The organism is Atopomonas hussainii, assembly GCF_900109735.1.
GTDB lineage: Bacteria > Pseudomonadota > Gammaproteobacteria > Pseudomonadales > Pseudomonadaceae > Atopomonas > Atopomonas hussainii.
Genome location: NZ_FOAS01000009.1, coordinates 107,014 through 122,207, shown reverse-complemented (window position 1 = coordinate 122,207; position 15,194 = coordinate 107,014). Strand labels below are relative to the sequence as shown.

Sequence of the window (15,194 nt, the reverse complement as noted above, 5' to 3'; positions counted from 1 at the left end):
GTCATTCCAGCCGCTCCACTTCGGGTAAACGCTGGTGCTGCGCTTGGGTGGCTAAGTACTCCGCCAAGGCTTTAAGGGCCGGCTGATTGGCCCGCTCACTGGGCAGCATCAGTACATAGCGCGCGCCGCTAGCCACCGCCACCGGCCACGGCAAAGCCACGCGACCACAGGCAGTGTCTTCAGCGAGCATGGTCAAATCGCCAATCGCCACGCCGTAACCGAGAGCAGCAGCTTCCATCGCTAGGTCGATGGTGTCAAAGGCTTGCCCGCCATTAAGGTCGACCTTACCGAGCAAGCCCATGCCATCCAGCCATAGGCGCCAATCACGGCGGTCGTGAGTTGGGTGCAACAGCGCCGCGGCTTGTAAGTCTTCCAGCTGCCACGGCTGTTCACCCACCAACTGCGGGCGCGCCACCGGCAGCAGCCACTCGGCAAACAAGTCGGTGACTTGCACGCCCGGCGGCGGCGCGCTGTTTTGCAGCAGCACCGCGCCATCGAACGGCTCGCTGTGGAAATCCACATAGTCGCTGTGCATCCAGCTGCTGGTGAGCTGCACGTCGTACTCGGGATATTGCTGACGAAAGCCCGCCATCACCGGCAGCAACCAGCGGATGGTCAAGCTGGGCGGGGCTTTGAGGCGGATCACTTTGGCGTTGTGCTTAAGCTGCGCGCAGCTGTGCTCCAGCGCATCGAAGCCGCGACTTAAGCCCGGCAACAGCAGCTCGCCGGCGGCACTCAAACTCACCTGCCGCCCTTGGCGAACAAACAGCTGGCAGTCGAAGTGTTCCTCCAGCGTACGGATATGCCGGCTCACCGCGCTCTGGGTCAGCGCCAGCTCATCGCCGGCACGACTAAACGACAAGTGCCGCGCGGCGGCCTCAAAGGCGCGCAGGGCATACAACGGCGGCAGCTTACGCATGGCGAGCACTCTTTAGTATGAGTTTTAGTTATGTCTAGCATGGCTTTTTTCGGTTTGTCGGCCAAGCCCAGCATCACCACACTAAGCGCCTATCTGTGAATCTATTGGATTACGCGCGATGCCTTTAACTCATCGTTGGCAACACCTACTGCGCGCTAGTCGCCTTGAACTACCGGCGCTGGCTAAACTCGCCGGCCCTTTAATTGCCGCGCAAATGGCGCAGGTGGCGATGGTGTTTACCGACACCCTGATGATGGGCCGCGTCGGTGCCGAGGCACTGGCCGGCGGCGCGCTGGGCGGCAGCCTGTATAACTTTTTGTTTATCTGCGCCAGCGGCGTGCTGGCTGGCGTGGCTAACGGCGTGGCGATTCGTCACGGCGCCGGCGACCGCGACGGCGTGCGCGGTTTCACCCAAGCTGGCGTGTGGCTGGCCCTGATGCTCGCCGGCGGCAATATGCTGCTGCTCGCCCTCGCGTTTTGGCTGTTGCCGCTGGCGGGCCTCTCGCCGATCAGCGTAAGCGGCGGCTTGGATTATCTCGCCAGCCTAATCTGGGCCATGACCGCCGCGCTGCTGTTTGTCGCCCTGCGCGGCTTTGCCGCCGGCTTAGGCCACGCCGGGCCAATCATGCACATCACCTTACTCGGCGCGCTGCTGAACCTGCTGCTGAATTGGCTGTTTATTGAGCTGGGCTGGGGCTTATTCGGCATTGGCTTAGCCACCACGCTAGTCATGAGCGGCATGGCGCTAACCCTGATGCTGTTTCTGCGCCGCAGCCGCCGCTTAGCCGGTTATGACTTACTCGGCGGCTTAAGCCGCTGGCCAGCGCAAGCGATGCGCGCCTTGCTGGCGTTGGGCCTACCGATTGGCGGCACCTATGCGGTGGAAACCAGCTTGTTTTTCGTCGCTGCTTTAGCCATGGGCTATTTGGGCGACCTGCCGCTGGCGGCGCATCAAATCGCCGTGCAGGCGGTGTACGTGGCGTTTATGGTGCCGGTGGGCATCAGCTATGCGGCGACCATTCGTATTGGCCAGCACTTCGGCGCTGGGCGCTTACAGCAAGCACTGATCACCGGCCGTTTAGCCATTGGCGGCGGCGCACTGTTAATGCTCAGCTTTGCCGCGCTGTTCTGGCTGTGGCCAGAAAGCGTGGTGGGGTTGTTTATTGACTTAAACAACCCCGCCAACCGCGAACTGGCGGTGCTCGCCACCAGCTTGCTGGCGATTGCCGCGTGGTTTGAGCTGTTTGATGGCAGCCAGTGCATTGCCATGGGCTGCTTGCGCGGACTGGGTCAGTCGCGCTGGAGCTTCGCCATCGGCGCGGTGGGTTATTGCCTACTGGGGATTCCCGCGGCGCTGGCCTTGGGCTTTCTTAGCCCGCTGGGCGCAGAGGGCATCTGGTGGGGCATGGCGCTGGGCCTGTCGCTGACCGCCGTGGGTTTGATAGTCGCCTTCGAGCGTTTGCTGCATCAGCAGCTGCAACCGTCAGCGCTGGGCGTGCAGGCTACGGCTCAGCGCATGGCGGCGTAAAAACGCGCTCAGCTCGGTCAGCGGCTGCGGCGCGCAAATCCAATAGCCTTGCAGCTGGTCGGCGCCAAATTGGCGCAACAAGGCCAGTTGCTCGGCGTTTTCCACCCCTTCGGCCACCACCGGCAGCTCAAGGTCGTGGGCGAGGTTAATCATCGCGCGCACTAAGCGTCTGTCAGCAGCGTGCTCGGTCATGCGCTGCACAAAGCCTTTATCCAGCTTGAGCAGGCTGATCGGCAGGGTCGCCAAATGCTGGAACGACGAAAAGCCCGTGCCAAAGTCATCCAACGAGAAGCGCACGCCCAGCTCTTGCAGCGCCTCCATAGTGCTCAGCACATGGCTGCTGCGGCGCATCACGGCGGTTTCGGTCAGCTCGAACTCGAAGCAACCCGGCTGCAGGCCTCGATCACGGAACAAGCGCTGCAAGGTGGACAGCAGCTGGCCATCTTGGAATTGCTGGAACGACAGATTGACCGCCAAGTGCAGCGCCAAATGGCCTTGACCATTCAGCCACTGCAGATCGCGCAAGGCGCGGTCAATCACCCAGTAGCCGAGCGGAATAATTAAGCCGCTTTCTTCGGCCAGCGGGATAAAGTCTTGCGGCTGCAGCAGGCCACGGCGCGGATGACGCCAACGCACGAGGGCTTCCACACCAATAATCGCGCCGCTTTCCAGCGCCAACCGCGGCTGATAGTGCAGCTCTAGCTCATCGCGGCGCAGCGCGCGGCGCAGGTCGGCTTCTAAATCAGCCAAGCTGCGTCCGGCGTCTAAATGCCGCGCATCAAAAATCCGATAGCTGTTACCGCTTAAGCTGCGCGCTTGCTGCAGGGCAATGTGGGCGTGACTGAGCAGTAGGTCGGCTTCGATGCCGTCCATGCCGTGCGCCAAGCCTAGGCTGCAGCTAAGCAGCTGCGGCTGGCCGTCCACTTCGAAGGCAGCAGAGAGCTCATCCAACAACAGCTGCACCATGCGTTCGCCACGCTGCGGCTCGCCACGGGTATCGAGCAAAATGGCGAACTCATCGCTGCCTAAGCGCGACAGGGTGTCACCGGGGCCGAGAGCCTCTTGCAAGCGCTGTGCGAGTTGCTGGATCAGGCTATCGCCACCGCGATGCCCGCAGCGCTCGTTGAGTTGATGAAAATGGTCGATATCCAAGTGCACCAGCGACCAGCCTTCGCCGCCGGTTTCCGCCAAGCGCGCATTGAGCAGCGCTTGAAAGCCTTGGCGGTTAATCACTCCGGTTAACGCATCACGCCCCGCCAAACGCTGCAGGCGCTGCTGCAGGCTAAAACGCTCGCAGGCATAACGCAGACAACGCTGCACGGCATCTCGGGTCAGCTGACTGCTGGCCAGCCAATCACTGGCATCACGCGGAGTAATCAGAGGTGGGTGGTCGAGCAACAGCACCAGCGGCCAATTGCACGCCGCCGCTGGTGGACGACAACCTGGGGTGGCCAAGACGATGCCGGGGCGCTCATCCAACAGACTGCTGGCGGCCTCCCAGCTCGGCGCGGTAATCAGACGCGCAGCCAAGCGCGGGCCGAGCAACTCGCCCAAGCGTTCCGCCCAATGTGGCTCACGAGCCAACAACAGCAGGTGCGTAATCGCGGGACTCAGCGACAACCCTCTCTCCCCAGCGCACGAAATCGGTGCATAGCCTACCGAAATTTTCGCCGGCGCCAAGGGTAGCCATTCGCCGCCAGCCAATTTCGAACCTGTGCATCCTGCCGAGGGGCTCCGTGCGCCGCTTGAGCAGTTGCCCCAGCCGAACAGCGGATTCATTGCTAGAATCGCCCACCCTGTCTTTACAGCACGCCTTACCCCCCATGTCACGACTCAATGAGCGACAACAAGAAGCGGTTCACTATATTGACGGCCCGCTGCTGGTATTAGCCGGCGCAGGCTCCGGCAAGACCAGTGTGATCACCCGCAAGATCGCCTACCTGATTCGCGACTGCGGCATCCGCGCCCAGCACATTGTCGCGGTGACCTTCACCAACAAGGCCGCGCGCGAAATGAAAGAGCGCGTCATGAGCCTGGTAAAAAGCAGCGAAGCCAAGGGCCTGACGGTATCGACCTTCCACAACCTTGGGCTGAACATAATCCGCAAGGAGCACGCCACCTTAGGCTACAAGCCCGGCTTCACGATTTTTGACGAGCAGGACATCAAGGCCCTGCTGCGCGAACTGATGCAAAAGGAATACGCCGGCGATGACGGCGTGGATGAAGTGCAGAGCCAGATCGGCAGCTGGAAGAATGACCTGATCACCCCTGCCCAAGCGCTGGAAAAGGCCCGCAACCCCAGCGAGCAAACCGCGGCGATCATCTACGAGCACTACAACCGCATGCTGCGTGCCTACAACGCGGTGGATTTCGACGACCTGATCGGCCTGCCGGTGCAGCTGTTTAGCCAGCACCCAGAGATTCTCGCCAAGTGGCAGGCGCGCATCCGCTACATGCTGGTGGATGAATACCAAGACACCAACTCCAGCCAATACCTGTTGGTTAAACAGCTGGTCAGCGAGCGGGCGCGTTTTACCGTGGTGGGCGACGACGACCAGTCGATCTACGCTTGGCGCGGCGCGCGGCCGGAAAACTTAGTGCAGCTTAAAGAAGACTTTCCCAGCTTGAAGGTCATCATGCTGGAGCAAAACTACCGTTCCACAAGTCGCATCCTGCGCGCCGCCAACGTGCTGATCGCCAACAACCCGCACGTGTTTGAAAAACAGCTGTGGAGTGAGCTGGGCAAAGGCGACGAGCTGCGCGCGATTCGCTGTCGCAACGAAGACGCCGAAGCCGAACGCGTAGCGCTGGAGATTCTTACTCAGCACTTAAAGACCAGCGTGCCCTACGGCCAGTTCGCCATTCTCTATCGCGGCAACCACCAAGCGCGCCTGATGGAAATGAAGCTGCAGCAGCATCAGGTGCCTTATCACCTCTCCGGCGGCACCAGCTTTTTCTCCCGCCAAGAAGTCAAAGACATCATGGCTTACCTGCGTTTGTTGGCGAACCCCGATGACGACAACGCCTTCTTGCGCATCATCAACGTGCCGCGCCGTGAGATCGGCCCGGCGACGCTAGAGAAGCTCGCCAACTACGCCAATGGCCGCAACGTCAGCCTCTATAACGCAGCCAGCGAGCTGGGTGTGAATGAGTGCCTAGAACAGCGCTTTGTCGAACGCTTACAGCGCTTTACCAGCGGCCTCGACAAGGTGCGTCAGCAATGTGCCGAAGGCGATGCCGTGGCCAGCCTGCGCAGCCTGATGATGGATTTGGACTACGAAAGCTGGCTGCGGCAGAACAGCTCCAGCGACAAAGTGGCCGAAGCGCGCATGGGCAACGTGTGGTTCCTGCTCGACAGCCTGAAATGGATTTTCGAGAACGACGAAGAAGGCGACATGGACCTCGCCAAAGCCGTAGCCAAATTACTGCTGCGCGACATGCTCGAACGGCAGAACGAAGAAGACACCGACGACCAGCGCGTGCAAATGATGACCCTGCATGCCTCCAAGGGCTTGGAGTTTCCGCACGTATTTATCATCGGCATGGAGGAAGAAATCCTCCCGCACCGCTCCAGCATCGAAGCCGACAGCATCGAAGAAGAGCGCCGCTTAACCTACGTGGGCATCACCCGCGCACGCAAAACCCTGGCCTTCACCTTTAGCGCCAAGCGCAAACAATACGGCGAAATTATCGACTGCCTGCCGAGCCGCTTCCTCGACGAACTACCACCGGAAGATTTGATCTGGGAAGGCCTCGAAGAAGCCCCCGTAGAGGTCAAGCAAGCCACCGGCAAGGCGGCGCTGGCGGGGATTCGGGCGCTGCTTAAACAATAAGCCTGCGCCTAACCCGCAGGCACAAAAAACCCGCGCTAGGCGCGGGTTTTTCATCTACCGAAGCGATCAATTACTTGATCTTGGCTTCTTTGTAGATCACGTGCTTACGCACAACCGGATCAAACTTTTTGAATTCCAGTTTGTCCGGGGTATTACGCTTGTTCTTGTCGGTGGTGTAGAAGTGGCCGGTACCGGCGCTAGACACCAAACGAATCAAATCACGCATGGTAATGCTCCTTAGATCTTCTCGCCACGAGCGCGAATTTCGGTCAGAACGGCGTCGATGCCTTTCTTATCGATTACACGCATACCTTTAGCCGAAACACGCAGACTCACGAAACGCTTCTCGGACTCAACCCAGAAACGATGGTGGTGCAAGTTCGGCAAAAAACGACGACGGGTTTTGTTATTGGCGTGGGATACGTTGTTCCCAGTCACCGGACCCTTACCGGTCACCTGACATACTCGAGACATGCCTAAAGCCCTCTCAACCTCGACCCAACCCATGGGCGGGCTGGTAGCTTAACGAACGAAATCTTTCTCTTAGGTCACCCCAAACGCAACAAGACGCGAGGGCGGCCAAAAATGAGCGGTGCTTTATACCAGAAGCCCTACCCCTAAGCAAATTTTCCCGCAGAAAAAATAGCGTGATTTGTACCCTATAACCAGCCGCGCTCGGCCAGCGACAACGGCTCGCCCTCGCCCACCACAAAGTGATCGAGCAAGCGCACATCCACCAGCGCCAAGGCTTCTTTTAAGCGTAGCGTCAGCTGCCGGTCGGCTTCACTGGGCTCCGCGACTCCCGACGGGTGGTTATGGGTGATGATCAACGCTGCCGCATTGTGGGCCAGGGCGCGCTTGAGCACTTGCCGTGGGTACACCGCCGCCGCGTCGATACTGCCTTCGAACAAGCGCTCGAAAGCCAGCACACGGTGTTTGCTGTCCATAAACAGGCAGGCGAACACTTCGTGTGGCTCGTGGCGTAATCGCGCTTTGAGGTAATCACGCACGGCTTGCGGGCTTTCCAGCGCCGAATCGCGCTGTAGTTGCTCGGCCAAATGCCGGCGGCCCATTTCCAGCACCGCTTGCAGCAAGGCGAACTTAGCCGGCCCTAAGCCCAGCGGCTGGCTAAACCCTGCTAAGTCAGCCTGCAATAACGGCCGCAAACCGCCAAATTGCTGCAACAACTCGCGGGCTAAATCCACCGCGCTTTTACCGGCCACGCCGGTGCGGAGAAAAATCGCCAGCAGCTCGGCATCGGTCAGCGCCTGTGCGCCCAACTGCAATAAACGCTCTCGCGGCCGCTCGTTGGCTGGCCAGTCGCGAATACTCATGCTCACCTCCCTGTGAGCCGCGCCAGCACTGTGCCGGCACGGGTGCTGTGGTATCTTAGCGCAACTTTTGCGCCGCGCCCTGCCGTGGCCACCCGCCAACTGACAGCAAGGCCGATGTATGCAGCGCTTGTACGGAAAACGCATTGTTTTGGGTGTTAGCGGCGGTATTGCTGCGTATAAAAGTGCCGAGCTGATTCGCCGTCTGCGCGAACACGGTGCCGAAGTGCACGTGGTGATGACCCACGCCGCGTGCGAGTTCATCACCCCGCTGACCTTACAGGCGTTGTCTGGCAACCCCGTGCACCACTCCTTGCTCGACCCGGCCGCCGAAGCCGCCATGGGGCATATCGAGCTAGCCCGCTGGGCTGACTTAGTACTCATCGCCCCCGCCACTGCGGACCTCATGGCGCGCATCGTCGCTGGCCAAGGCGACGATCTGCTGACCACCTTAGTGCTGGCCACCGATGCCCCGGTAGCACTGGCGCCGGCGATGAACCAAGCCATGTGGCGCGACCCAGCCACCCAAGCCAATGCCGAGTTGCTGCAAAAGCGCGGTCTGCATCTGTTTGGCCCCGGCATCGGCAGTCAAGCCTGCGGCGACACCGGCGCCGGACGCATGCTGGAGCCCTTAGAGCTAGCCCAGCGCGCCGCCGAGCTATTTGCCAACGGCAGCCTCACCGGCCGTCATGTGCTGATCACCGCCGGCCCCACCGCCGAAGCGATTGATCCCGTGCGCTACATCACCAACCACAGCTCCGGCAAAATGGGCTTTGCCTTAGCCGAAGCGGCGATTGAAGCCGGCGCACGCGTGACTTTAATCGCCGGCCCGGTGCATTTGCCGACTCCCGATCGCGTGCAGCGCATCAACGTCACCAGCGCACGCGACATGCTCGCCGCCTGCGAAAAGGCGATGCCCGCCGACGTACTGATCGCCGCCGCGGCAGTGGCTGACTACCGCCCCGAAGTGATCGCCGATCACAAACTGAAAAAAGACCCCGCCAGCGAAGATGGCTTGCTGCTGCGCTTAGTGCGCAACCCCGACATTCTCGCCACGCTGGCCGCACGTGACGACCGCCCGTTCTGCGTTGGCTTCGCCGCCGAAACGCAAAACCTGTTGGAATACGCCACGCGCAAACTGAACGACAAAAACCTCGACTTGATCGTCGCCAACGACGTCGCCAACCCGGCGATTGGCTTTAATAGTGACGATAACGCCTTCACCGTGATCGACCGCGCACGCGGCGAACACCGTTTTGCGCAGACCAGCAAAGCCAAGATTGCCCGCCAACTGGTAGCCTTAATCGCTCGACGCCTGCAACCACAAGAATAAGCCCTATGCACAGCCTGCAAGCCAAAGTACTCGACCCCCGCTTGGGCAGCGAATTTCCGCTGCCTGCTTACGCCACCGAAGGCTCCGCCGGCCTCGACCTGCGCGCCATGCTTAAAGAGGCGCTGACCTTACAGCCCGGCGAGACCCAGCTGATCCCCACCGGTTTAGCCATTCATATTGCCGACCCGGGCCTTGCCGCGTTGATTCTGCCGCGCTCGGGCCTGGGCCATAAGCACGGCATCGTGCTGGGTAACTTGGTCGGCTTGATCGATTCGGACTACCAAGGCGAGCTGATGGTGTCGTGCTGGAATCGCGGCCAGCAGGCGTTCACCATTGAGATTGGCGAGCGCCTGGCGCAATTAGTGCTTGTGCCTGTGGTGCAGGCTAAGTTTGAGCTGGTGGACAGCTTTGACTCCAGCGAGCGCGGCGCCGGTGGCTTTGGCCACAGCGGCAAACACTAAGAACAACAGGAGCGCGACCGGTGAAACTCAAACGTACCGCCAAGGAAAAACCGCTCAAGGCAGAAGGCAAAAAGACCCCGGCCACGCCCAGCGCCCCGCTGCAACAAGCGCTGGCGGTAGGTCTGGCCAGTGTGCTGGCCGCTGTGGCAGTGCTTTGGGTGCTGCTGTTAAGCCCCAGCCAAAGCGCGCACCAAAACCAGCTCGACCAACAAACCGCCGCGTTATTGGCCGACGCCAGCCAACGTGCGGTGCGCCAGCTGCAGCGCAACACCGAAACCGCCGCGCAGAACCCGGAGCTGTTCAGCCTGCTGCAAAGTAATGACCGCAGCGCTTGGGCCGCCAGCGAACGCGCCATGACCTACCAAAGCGGCGTAATCGATGCCTATTTGGCACGCAAAAGTGAGGCGCGCTTAGATAATCAGCGCAACGCACCGATCAACTACGCCGCGCTGGACATGATTCGGCGCACCGAAAATGGCCAAAGCGTCGCCCCCGAAGCCTACCGTATCGGTAGCCGTTGGCTGGTCTATGTCGTGGCCCCGGTGCGCCTCAATGCCAACGAGCCACTGCAAGGCACGTTATTGCTGGCTTATGAGCTGAGCAGCTACACCGGCCTGCTCCCCATCCCCAGCGCTGGCGGCTTTGCGCTGCTACAAAACTTTGGCAAAGGCCCAGAGCAAAACCTGTTTCAAATCGGCCAATACGACCCCAGCAACGCACTCGACGTAAGCAGCGGCAATAGCAACTGGAAGCTGCAGTACAGCGCCGCCAGCGATCTCTCGCAGGCACTGTTCTCGCCGGTATGGCTGGTCTTAGTCGTGCTGTTACTGATCGGCGGCCTGTTGGCTGCCACCTTCGTGATGAACAAGCGCTGGCTGGCCATCATCGGCGAAGATATTGAGCAGCTCAGCAGCTACCTAGCCGAGCTGCAAAAAGGTAAGTCGGGCAGCCCGCCGGCACTGCGTCTTGCGCCACTTAGCCGCCTCACCCAAGGCATGGCGCGCTTAGGCATGCGCCAGAACAGCAAAGCCGACAGCCCCAAACGGGCCGCCCCCAAGCCTGCCGAACAACCCATGCTGATCGAAGAAGCGCCCAGCGCCGCCGCCAGTGCCGACCAACCGCTGTTCCAAGACGCCGACATTCTGGATATCGACGACCTGGACGATGGCAGCGACTTTCTTGGTCTTAACCAAGTAGAACCCTTGCAAGATAACCAACCTATGCTCGAAGAAATCGAAATCCCCGCACTGCCTGACACTATCTTCCGCGCCTACGACATTCGCGGCACTGTGGGTGAAGACCTCACCTTAGATGGCGTGTACTGGATTGGCCGCGCCATCGGCAGCGAAAGCCTGGCGCAGGGCGAGCCGCACGTGAACATCGGCCGCGATGGGCGCCTGTCCAGCCCGGAGCTGGCGCAGCGTTTGGCACAAGGCTTAGTCGACTCAGGCTGCCAAGTCACCGATGTCGGCCTAGTGCCGACGCCCGTGCTGTATTTCGCCACCCACGAGCTGCAAGGCAAGTCCGGCGTGATGGTCACCGGCAGCCACAACCCGCCGGAATACAACGGCCTGAAGATTGTGATCGCCGGTCACACCCTGTCGGGCGACACCATTCAGGCCCTGCATCAGCGCATTAAGAGCAACGACTTGGCCCACGGTGTGGGTAGCTTGGAACAGGTCGAAATCCTCGACCGCTACTTCAAGCGCGTGCGCGATGACATCGCCTTAGCCCGTCCGATGAAAGTGGTGGTCGACTGCGGCAACGGCGCCAGCGGCGTGATTGCCCCGCAGCTGATCGAGGCGCTGGGCTGCACTGTGATCCCGCTGTACTGCGAGGTGGATGGCAACTTCCCCAACCACCATCCCGATCCGGGCAAGCCGGCCAACCTGAAAGACCTGATCGAGCGTGTGAAAGCCGAAGGCGCCGACATCGGCTTAGCCTTCGATGGCGACGGCGACCGCGTCGGCGTGGTGACCAACAGCGGCAAGATGATCTTCCCCGATCACCTGATGATGCTGTTCGCCAAAGACGTGGTATCGCGCAACCCCGGCTGCGACATCATCTTCGACGTCAAATGCTCGCGCCGCTTGGCCGCGCTGATCAGCGGCTACGGTGGCCGCCCGGTGATGTGGAAAACCGGCCACTCGCTGATCAAGCAAAAAATGAAAGAAACCGGCGCCCTGCTGGCTGGCGAAATGAGCGGCCATATCTTCTTTAAAGAGCGCTGGTACGGCTTCGATGACGGCCTGTACAGCGCCGTGCGCCTGCTGGAAATCTTAAGCTTGGAAAGCCGTGATGCCGACACCGTGTTCGCGGCCTTCCCCAGCGGTATTTCCACGCCAGAAATCAACATTCAGGTGCCGGAAACCCACAAGTTCAAGCTGATTGAAGCGCTGCAACAGAAAGCCACCTGGGGCCAAGGCAATGTCTCAACCTTAGACGGCGTGCGCGTCGATTACGCCAAAGCGTGGGGCCTAGTACGCGCCTCGAACACCACGCCAGTGCTGGTGCTGCGCTTTGAAGGCGACAGCCAAGAAGAACTGGAGCGCGTGCAGAACGTGTTCCGCGAGCAACTGCAGGCCATCGCGCCCAAGCTGCCGCTGCCCTTTTAATCTCGCTGGCAGGTCTTTAGCCTAACCTTTCAGACTAAAGACCTGCCGCGAGCTTGTGTCATTTGAAGAGGAGTCCACCATGACGCTCAGCCGTAACGATGCCGCCAATGTCGCCAAAGTGCTTAGCGAAGCCCTGCCTTACATTCGACGCTTTGCCGGCAAGACGCTGGTGGTCAAGTACGGCGGCAACGCCATGGAAAGCGACGAGCTAAAAACCGGCTTTGCCCGCGATATCGTGCTGATGAAAGCCGTGGGCATTAACCCCGTGGTAGTCCACGGCGGCGGCCCGCAGATTGGCGACTTGCTCAAGCGCTTAAACATCGAAAGCCACTTTATCGACGGCATGCGCGTCACCGACAGCGCCACCATGGATGTGGTCGAGATGGTGCTGGGCGGCCAGGTGAACAAAGACATCGTTAACCTGATCAACCGCCACGGCGGCCGCGCCATCGGCCTGACCGGTAAAGACGCCGAACTGATCCGCGCGCGCAAACTGACCGTCAGCCGACAAACGCCGGAAATGACCCGCCCCGAGATCATCGACATCGGTCATGTCGGTGAAGTCGCCAGCGTCAACACGCAGCTGCTCAACATGCTGGTCAACAGCGACTTTATTCCGGTGATCGCACCGATTGGCGTGGGCGACGATGGCGCCAGCTACAACATCAATGCCGACTTAGTCGCTGGCAAAGTAGCCGAAGCCCTGAAAGCAGAAAAACTGCTGCTGCTGACCAATATCTCTGGCCTGCTGGATAAGCAAGGTGAGGTATTGACCGGCCTAACCACCGAGCAAGTCGACCGCCTGATTGAAGACGGCACCATCTACGGCGGCATGCTGCCGAAGATTCGCTGTGCGCTAGAGGCCGTCAACGGCGGCGTGACCAGCGCGCACATCATCGATGGCCGCGTGCCTAACGCGGTGCTGCTGGAAATCTTTACTGACTCCGGCGTCGGTACGCTGATCAGCAATCGCCGTCGCGTTTAAACCGCGCCGCAAACCAAACGGGCCGCTTTAAGCGGCCCGTTTTGCTTAACCCAAAGACTTATTCTTCGCCGGTTAGGCGCGCCACATGGCCGCGGTCGGCGGCGAATTGCTCGCGGGCTTTTTCTTTCAGTTGCCGGTAACCGTCGATCTCGCCCTTAAGGCGGTCCATTTCTTTGTTCAGATCGACGATCTGCTGGCTGATGTGTTCGGGCACTTGGCGCCCAGCACGCTCCATGTCCGCCGCTTGCGCCTGCAAGTTATCGCGCTGAGTGCGCGAGCGCTGCCAGTTACCGCGGGTAATGCCGATCACGCTGTCGATTTCCGCCAGCTTGCGCTGCTCGGCACGGTCAACGTCATCCACGCTGGTGTACAAGGTCATCAACTTGGCATCGCTGGCCGCCTGCTGCTCTTGCAGCTTACGCTGCGCCAGCTCTTCGGCGGTCGGCGCCGGCGGCACTACCTTGATCACCATGCCTTGGTTGTTCAGCACCTCGTAGCCCTTGCCGATATACGCCGCCGGCACGCCATTGCTGTCGAGCACCGTCACGCCTTTATCATTGACGTAGCGGTACAGCTCAGCCTGCACCGGCAGCACTGCCAGCACAGTTAGCCAACCTATCCAGCGTTTATCCATCAACTCGGGCTCCTTCAGCGCCACTTAAACCTTAATACCATACTCCGCACGATAGGCCTCAACGGCCGGCAGGTGCTGTTTGAGTTCGGCGTTTTCTGCCAAGTACTCCAACACCTGCGTCAGCGAGACAATGCTCACCACCGGCAAGGCAAAATCACGCTCAACCTCTTGAATCGCCGACAGCTCGCCCTGGCCGCGCTCTTCGCGGTTCAGCGCAATCAGCACGCCCGCCGCTTGTGCATTGGGCTGCGCTTGGATGATCTGCATCACCTCGCGAATCGCTGTACCGGCGGTGATCACGTCATCGACGATCATCACCCGGCCTTCCAACGGCGCACCCACTAAGGTGCCGCCTTCGCCGTGGGCTTTGGCCTCTTTACGATTAAAGCACCATGGCGAATCGATATCATGCTGTTGCGCCAAGGCTACCGCCGTCGCCGCCGCCAAGGGAATGCCTTTGTACGCAGGCCCAAAGAGTACGTCGAAAGGCAGGCCGCTGGCTTTGATCGCCTGCGCATAAAAGCCACCCAGTTTGGCCAACGCCAACCCTGAGTTAAACAAACCGGCATTAAAGAAATACGGGCTAACGCGGCCCGACTTTAAGGTGAATTGACCAAACCGCAGCACGCCGCGCTGGATAGCAAATTCGATAAATTGACGCTGATACTCTTGCATGCAAGGCCCCGAAATACTTGGGTTTACCTAAAATTGGAATCGTCCGGTATCATACACAGACGCTTTTTTGGGGGCCATGCATGCGCATCATCAGTGTCAACGTCAACGGTATTCAGCCAGCAGTCGAACGCGGTCTGTTCGATTGGCTGAAAACGCAGGACGCCGACGTCATCTGTCTGCAGGACACGCGCATCCGCACCTACGATATCGAAGGCCCCGAGTACCAGCTCGACGGTTACTTCCAATATGCCGTGGACGGCGAAAACGCCAATGAAGGCGGCGTGGCGATTTACTCCAAACTGCAACCCAAGGCGATCATCTTTGGCTTGGGTTTCGAGCATTGCGACCGCTATGGCCGCTATTTGCAGGCTGACTTCGAGAAAGTCTCCATCGCCAGCCTGCTATTGCCATCGGGCATGGACGGCGACGCCGCGCTCAACCACAAATTTAAGTTTCTTGAGGACTTCACCCAATACCTCAACAAACAACGCCGCAAGCGCCGCGAGTTTATCTATTGCAGCTCGCTGTACATGGCGCACCACAAGCAAGACGTGAAAAACTGGCGCGACTGCCAGCAGCATCCCGGCTTCTTAGCGCCGGAACGCGCATGGATGGACGAAGTGTTCGGCAACATGGGCTATGTCGATGCCCTGCGTGAAGTGACCCGCGAAGGCGATTTGTTCAGCTGGCTGCCAGATACCGAGCAAGCGCAGATGCTGAACTTGGGCTTTCGCTTCGACTACCAGATCCTCACCCCCGGCCTGCGTCGCTTTGTGAACAACGCCCGCATCGTTCGCGCAGCGGCTTACTCGCAGCATCGCCCGCTGGTGATTGATTACGACTGGAAACTGAGCATCTAAGGCGCGCATCTACCCCACCG

The 15,194-nt window shown here is 60.1% G+C and carries 14 protein-coding genes; 7 read left to right on the top strand and 7 right to left on the bottom strand.

Features of this window, described 5'->3' with window-relative positions; all coding sequences use genetic code 11:
* Nucleotide 1: 1 nt before the first annotated feature.
* Entirely contained in the window at nucleotides 2-919 is a 918-nt protein-coding gene (locus BMX80_RS10385; RefSeq protein ID WP_074868032.1) for a LysR substrate-binding domain-containing protein, read from the bottom strand.
* Between the two features lie 118 nt (nucleotides 920-1,037).
* On the opposite strand from BMX80_RS10385, the gene BMX80_RS10380 reads away from it, so the two are divergent.
* Nucleotides 1,038-2,447 (top strand): NorM family multidrug efflux MATE transporter, encoded by a 1,410-nt coding sequence (locus tag BMX80_RS10380; RefSeq protein WP_074868029.1) that lies wholly within the window; start codon nucleotides 1,038-1,040, stop codon nucleotides 2,445-2,447.
* On the opposite strand, the gene BMX80_RS10375 is transcribed toward BMX80_RS10380, so the two are convergent.
* On the bottom strand, nucleotides 2,403-4,067 hold the full coding sequence (locus BMX80_RS10375; protein ID WP_235821634.1) for a putative bifunctional diguanylate cyclase/phosphodiesterase: 1,665 nt from the start codon (nucleotides 4,065-4,067) through the stop codon (nucleotides 2,403-2,405). The genes BMX80_RS10380 and BMX80_RS10375 overlap by 45 nt on opposite strands.
* A 203-nt stretch (nucleotides 4,068-4,270) precedes the next feature.
* Between BMX80_RS10375 and rep the strand changes: the two genes are divergently transcribed.
* Nucleotides 4,271-6,280, top strand: coding sequence for a DNA helicase Rep (rep, locus tag BMX80_RS10370; RefSeq protein WP_074868026.1), 2,010 nt, complete (start codon nucleotides 4,271-4,273; stop codon nucleotides 6,278-6,280).
* A gap of 70 nt (nucleotides 6,281-6,350) precedes the next feature.
* Here rep and rpmG read toward each other — a convergent pair whose 3' ends face one another.
* The 3 genes from rpmG to radC all read right to left on the bottom strand — a co-directional run bounded on the left by rpmG (nucleotide 6,351) and on the right by radC (nucleotide 7,614).
* Nucleotides 6,351-6,506 (bottom strand): 50S ribosomal protein L33, encoded by a 156-nt coding sequence (gene rpmG / locus BMX80_RS10365; protein WP_071872257.1) that lies wholly within the window; start codon nucleotides 6,504-6,506, stop codon nucleotides 6,351-6,353.
* Nucleotides 6,507-6,517: 11 nt separating this feature from the next.
* Entirely contained in the window at nucleotides 6,518-6,754 is a 237-nt protein-coding gene (rpmB, locus tag BMX80_RS10360) for a 50S ribosomal protein L28 (protein ID WP_071872311.1), read from the bottom strand.
* A gap of 185 nt (nucleotides 6,755-6,939) precedes the next feature.
* A complete protein-coding gene (gene radC / locus BMX80_RS10355; protein ID WP_074868023.1) occupies nucleotides 6,940-7,614 on the bottom strand; it encodes a RadC family protein in 675 nt (224 codons plus the stop codon).
* Nucleotides 7,615-7,732: 118 nt separating this feature from the next.
* On the opposite strand from radC, the gene coaBC reads away from it, so the two are divergent.
* From coaBC to argB, 4 genes are all read left to right on the top strand, one after another.
* Entirely contained in the window at nucleotides 7,733-8,944 is a 1,212-nt protein-coding gene (gene coaBC / locus BMX80_RS10350) for a bifunctional phosphopantothenoylcysteine decarboxylase/phosphopantothenate--cysteine ligase CoaBC (protein ID WP_074868020.1), read from the top strand.
* 5 nt (nucleotides 8,945-8,949) lie between these two features.
* Nucleotides 8,950-9,405 carry a dUTP diphosphatase gene (dut, locus tag BMX80_RS10345; RefSeq protein ID WP_074868017.1) on the top strand — a complete coding sequence of 152 codons (456 nt, stop codon included), beginning with the start codon at nucleotides 8,950-8,952 and terminating at the stop codon, nucleotides 9,403-9,405.
* A 1,220-nt stretch (nucleotides 9,406-10,625) separates the two neighbouring features.
* On the top strand, nucleotides 10,626-12,020 hold the full coding sequence (locus tag BMX80_RS17885; RefSeq protein WP_217641974.1) for a phosphomannomutase/phosphoglucomutase: 1,395 nt from the start codon (nucleotides 10,626-10,628) through the stop codon (nucleotides 12,018-12,020).
* Between the two features lie 79 nt (nucleotides 12,021-12,099).
* Nucleotides 12,100-13,005 (top strand): acetylglutamate kinase, encoded by a 906-nt coding sequence (argB, locus tag BMX80_RS10335; protein WP_071872252.1) that lies wholly within the window; start codon nucleotides 12,100-12,102, stop codon nucleotides 13,003-13,005.
* 58 nt (nucleotides 13,006-13,063) lie between these two features.
* Here argB and BMX80_RS10330 read toward each other — a convergent pair whose 3' ends face one another.
* Complete coding sequence (locus BMX80_RS10330; protein WP_074868013.1) at nucleotides 13,064-13,639, bottom strand: DUF4124 domain-containing protein; 576 nt, start codon at nucleotides 13,637-13,639, stop codon at nucleotides 13,064-13,066.
* 24 nt (nucleotides 13,640-13,663) lie between these two features.
* Nucleotides 13,664-14,314, bottom strand: a complete 651-nt coding sequence (gene pyrE, locus BMX80_RS10325) for an orotate phosphoribosyltransferase (protein ID WP_071872250.1) — start codon at nucleotides 14,312-14,314, stop codon at nucleotides 13,664-13,666.
* 80 nt (nucleotides 14,315-14,394) lie between these two features.
* Here pyrE and BMX80_RS10320 point away from each other — a divergent pair, with 80 nt between their 5' ends.
* Entirely contained in the window at nucleotides 14,395-15,174 is a 780-nt protein-coding gene (locus BMX80_RS10320; protein ID WP_071872249.1) for an exodeoxyribonuclease III, read from the top strand.
* Nucleotides 15,175-15,194: the final 20 nt, after the last annotated feature.